This window comes from Bradyrhizobium sp. (assembly GCF_027451485.1).
GTDB lineage: Bacteria > Pseudomonadota > Alphaproteobacteria > Rhizobiales > Xanthobacteraceae > Bradyrhizobium.
Map to the genome: position 1 here is coordinate 1 of NZ_DAIDJE010000196.1, position 3,580 is coordinate 3,580.

The 3,580-nt window shown below is 62.0% G+C and carries 5 protein-coding genes and 1 pseudogene; 4 read left to right on the plus strand and 2 right to left on the minus strand.

The genetic code is table 11. The annotated features are described in order from the left end of the window. Nucleotides 1-415: hypothetical protein (locus tag NEZ08_RS22940; RefSeq protein WP_298112205.1), on the plus strand; the 415-nt coding region annotated here is incomplete at its 5' end. A 26-nt stretch (nt 416-441) separates the two neighbouring features. Here the strand turns inward: NEZ08_RS22940 and dksA are convergent. Together dksA and NEZ08_RS22950 are read right to left on the minus strand one after the other, a co-directional pair. After that, nucleotides 442-807: an RNA polymerase-binding protein DksA gene (dksA, locus tag NEZ08_RS22945; RefSeq protein WP_298112207.1), complete on the minus strand. Its 366-nt coding sequence runs from the start codon at nt 805-807 to the stop codon at nt 442-444. A gap of 384 nt (nt 808-1,191) precedes the next feature. Further along, nucleotides 1,192-1,605, minus strand: coding sequence for a flagellar assembly protein FliX (locus NEZ08_RS22950; protein WP_298112209.1), 414 nt, complete (start codon nt 1,603-1,605; stop codon nt 1,192-1,194). 270 nt (nt 1,606-1,875) lie between these two features. Between NEZ08_RS22950 and NEZ08_RS22955 the strand changes: the two genes are divergently transcribed. From NEZ08_RS22955 to NEZ08_RS22965, 3 genes and pseudogenes are all read left to right on the plus strand, one after another. Beyond that, nucleotides 1,876-3,000: a flagellar basal body P-ring protein FlgI gene (locus NEZ08_RS22955; RefSeq protein WP_298112212.1), complete on the plus strand. Its 1,125-nt coding sequence runs from the start codon at nt 1,876-1,878 to the stop codon at nt 2,998-3,000. Next, complete coding sequence (flgJ, locus tag NEZ08_RS22960; RefSeq protein ID WP_298112214.1) at nt 3,000-3,377, plus strand: flagellar assembly peptidoglycan hydrolase FlgJ; 378 nt, start codon at nt 3,000-3,002, stop codon at nt 3,375-3,377. The genes NEZ08_RS22955 and flgJ overlap by 1 nt, the downstream gene beginning before the upstream one ends. Next, a pseudogene (locus tag NEZ08_RS22965) lies at nt 3,374-3,580 on the plus strand (hypothetical protein); the annotation flags it as partial. The gene flgJ and the pseudogene NEZ08_RS22965, both read left to right, overlap by 4 nt.

Genomic DNA, 3,580 nt, shown 5'->3' on the forward strand with positions numbered 1-3,580 from the left:
CGGAGCTGTCATCGCATGGCGAATAACCGGCCAGCCGGCGACCCTGATTGCCATGCTGATTGTGCTCGCCGGGATTTACGTCGTTTTCCATTCGCTGACGGTCGAGATCGAAGGCGGTGAAGTCAGCTGGTATTTCGGCGCGGGATTATGGACGTACAGGCTCGGGCTCGACGAAATTCGTTCGGTAAGCGTCGTGCGTAACCAATGGAGGAACGGATTTGGTATCCGGAAAGCACCGGGCTTCGTCCTCTATAATGTCTCAGGGCTGGATGCCGTTGAACTCAAGCTGAAATCCGGCGAGATCCGGCGTATCGGCACTGACGATCCGAACGGACTCGCGGCCGCAATCAATTCCGGCTTGCGGGCGCTTCAACCGTCATCTGAAAAATGCGTTCGCGAGCCGAGGTCGCGATGACGACTTCATCACGCGGCGATTTCCGCCTACTCGTCGCGATAGACCCTCTCGCGCTTTTCGTGGCGTTCCTGCGCCTCTACCGATAGCGTCGCGATCGGGCGGGCCTCGAGCCGCTTCAGCGAAATCGGCTCGCCGGTCTCTTCGCAATAGCCATAGGTATTGTCCTCGATCCGCTGCAAGGCGGCGTCGATCTTGGAGATCAGCTTGCGCTGACGATCGCGGGCACGCAATTCGATGGCGCGGTCCGTTTCAGACGAGGCCCGATCGGCGAGATCGGGATGATTGACGTTTTCCTCCTGCAGCGTCTGCAACGTAATCTTTGCTTCCCGCAGGATCTCGTCCTTCCAGGCCAGGAGCTTGGCGCGAAAATATTCGCGCTGCCGCTCGTTCATGAAAGGCTCTTTTTCGGTCGGTCGATAGTTCTTCAACTTTTCCAAGGCCAGCCCGTCTTTCACCTGAAGGCGCCACTCCTTGCGGCACCACGCAAAAGGAAAAGTTCCCCCTCGCGCGGGGCCTTATATAGCGGCGTTTTGCGACAGACAATATTGGCGTGACCCGCCCGGCCCCTGCGGCAAGCCCTTGCACAGGCAAATCTATCCGCCCGCCTAATAAGCGGCCGTAAACCCTTGTCCAAACAGGTGCGGTCGGCCATCGCACCTGCGAAGTGCTCAAATGAGATCCATCGCGGGAACCAGGCGCCGCCACCGGCCTCACCCCGGGAGCAACAGCGCCGGGCGAACGCGAGCCCCGCAGACGAGGAATTCCGAAAATGAATATTAATGCTGCCCGGCTTTGGCGAGTTCGACCTCGACGCGGAGTTCGATTTCGGAGAGCACGGCGTCGAGGCCCGGATCGCCCGAGGACGATTTGAGATTGGCGGCGGCATCGCGCAGCCGGTTGACCGTCCCGCCATCCAGATTGCCTGACAAAAGACCGATCTTGAGATCGTCAAGCACGTCGAGCGCCCGTTTACCGCGTTGCACCGAGCGCTTGCGGCGCTCGACCGGATCATCCCCGATGCCCTGGAGCGCCAGCAGCGCATCGATCCCCGCGCTTGCCTTGGGAGCTGCCGCGGCTCGCGACTCGGTGGCCGAAGCCGAATCCGGCAACGAGAAGCCGCCGGAACTGGCGCGCCGAACGCTTCCGGTCGGTGACCCCAGGGTAGTGCCGTTCGGTCCTGTGATGCGCATGAATGGTCCCCGCGATCGCGATATGGCACCAGCATTGCTCCACGTTGGTTAACGGGACGTAAATCACCCGGCAAAATCTGCCGCCGGACGGCAGTTTCGGCTTTGCTGCGGCCGGCCCCGCCGAACCCATCAGCCAGAATTAGCTCGTTAAATCAGTATGTTGATATGAGCCAAGGCTCTGGCACGGCGCTCGCATGGTTAATGCCGGATCGCCCGTCATGGGAGTGGGGGGCAATCCGAGAGTTTTGAGACCTCAGCGGGGAGCAGAGGATGCCGGGCGTGTTTTGGGAAAGAGTGTTTCGGCTGGGCTGCGCAGCGCTTGTGGCGCTCCAGTTCAGTGTGACACCGGCTGGCGCGACATCGCGGATCAAGGATCTCGCGAACATCGAGGGCGTCCGGCAGAACCAGCTGATCGGTTACGGCCTCGTCGTCGGTCTTAACGGCACCGGAGATACGCTCAACAACATCCCCTTCACCAAGCAGTCGCTGCAAGCGATGCTGGAGCGCATGGGTGTCAACATCCGCGGCCAGACCATTCGCACCGGCAATGTCGCCGCCGTCATGGTGACCGGCAACTTGCCGGCGTTCGCCACCCAGGGAACCCGCATGGACGTGACGGTTTCGGCGCTTGGCGATGCCAAGAACCTGATGGGCGGCACCCTCCTTGTCACCCCCCTGCTCGGCGCCGACGGCAATGTCTACGCCGTGGCGCAGGGCTCGCTCACCATCAACGGCTTCCAGGCCGAAGGTGCGGCCGCCAGCATCACGCGCGGCGTGCCCACTGTCGGGCGCATCGCCAACGGGGCCATCATCGAGCGCGAAATCGAATTCGCCCTCAATCGCCTGCCCAATGTGCGGCTCGCTTTGCGAAATGCTGACTTCACCACCGCCAAGCGCATCGCGGCCGCCATCAACGACTATCTAGGCACCAAGACTGCCGAACCGCTCGATCCCTCGACCGTTCAGCTTTCCGTTCCGTCGGAATTCAAGGGCAACGTCGTCGCCTTCCTGACCGAAATCGAGCAGTTGCAGGTCGAGCCGGATGAGGCCGCCAAGATCGTCATCGACGAACGAAGCGGCATCATCGTGATGGGCCGCGATGTCCGCGTCGCCACAGTCGCGGTCGCCCAGGGCAACCTCACCGTCTCGATCTCCGAGAGCCCGCAAGTCAGCCAGCCGGGCCCCCTCTCGCGCGGACGAACCGTGGTTACGCCGCGTTCGGCGGTCGGCGTCGCTGAAGACGGCAAGAAGCTTGCCGTCATGAAGGACGGCGTCTCCCTTCAGCAACTGGTCGACGGTCTCAATGGACTGGGCATCGGCCCGCGCGATCTCATCGGCATCCTGCAAGCGATCAAGGCCGCCGGCGCGATCGAAGCCGACATCGAGGTGATGTGATGCAAACACCGCTCATCGGAAGCACTCTGGGCGCCGCCGCCGGCAAGATCCCGACCTACAACGGCCGCCCCGACTACGACTTCGCCGCGGCGCTTGCGAAAGTTTCGCCGCAGGTAAAGGCCAAGGCTCAGACCCAGGCGCAGAATTTCGAGGGCATGTTTCTCAACTCCATGTTCTCTGAGATGACCAATGGAGTGAAGGGCGACGGTCCGTTCGGCAGCACCGTCGGCACCGGTATCTGGCGCTCGATGGAGATCGAACAATATTCGAAATCTTTCGCGAAGGCCGGCGGCGTCGGCATCGCCAAGCATGTGTATCGCACGCTGGTCATGCAGCAGGCGAAGATCGCCGGACAGATCCAGGAAAAACAGGCATGAACCAGCCTCCTTCACGACCGCAGGCAGCGGCAATCCCGACAGTCTCGACCCCGGCCGAGGTCCGCAAGCTCGCCGAAGAGCTGATGGACGCCATGAGCGCGCTGCTCGGCATCATCGAGCGCGAAACCGAGCTCGTGCGCGCCGGCAAGATTCGTGAAGCGATGGCATTCGAACCCAACAAGTCGGAGGCTTCGCGCCGCTAC